We start from the raw sequence: 352 nt of genomic DNA on the forward strand, positions 1-352 counted from the left end.
ACCCGTCTGGTCGCCCTTCGCGCTCACCGTGTTCAGTTGGGCAACGTTCACCGCGTCCGTATCGGCCACGCCTGCGGCCACGTTATGCACCGTCACGGCCGAGGTCGCGCCCGAACCGCCCAGCGTCACCGAGCTATGAGCCGACGAGTCGTACATCACGGCGTCGTCGAGCGAGCCGCCCATGTCCGCAATCTGGCTGTTGATCGTCGAGATGTCCGACGAATTCTGCGCCACGGTTGCGTTCGTCGCGTTCAGCTGTGACATGTTCACCGCGTCCGTGTCCGCCACGCCCGCCGTCACGTTCTTCAGCGTGCGGGTGTTGCCGTCCTGGTCGGCGAAGTCCACCGCCGCG

General features: G+C 66.2%; 1 pseudogene. It reads right to left on the minus strand.

The window, feature by feature from the left end:
- A pseudogene (locus U5775_RS39150) lies at positions 1-345 on the minus strand (hypothetical protein); the annotation flags it as partial.
- Positions 346-352 lie beyond the last annotated feature (7 nt).

The organism is Paraburkholderia sp. J63, from assembly GCF_905220245.1.
In the GTDB taxonomy this organism is placed as follows: Bacteria; Pseudomonadota; Gammaproteobacteria; order Burkholderiales; family Burkholderiaceae; genus Paraburkholderia.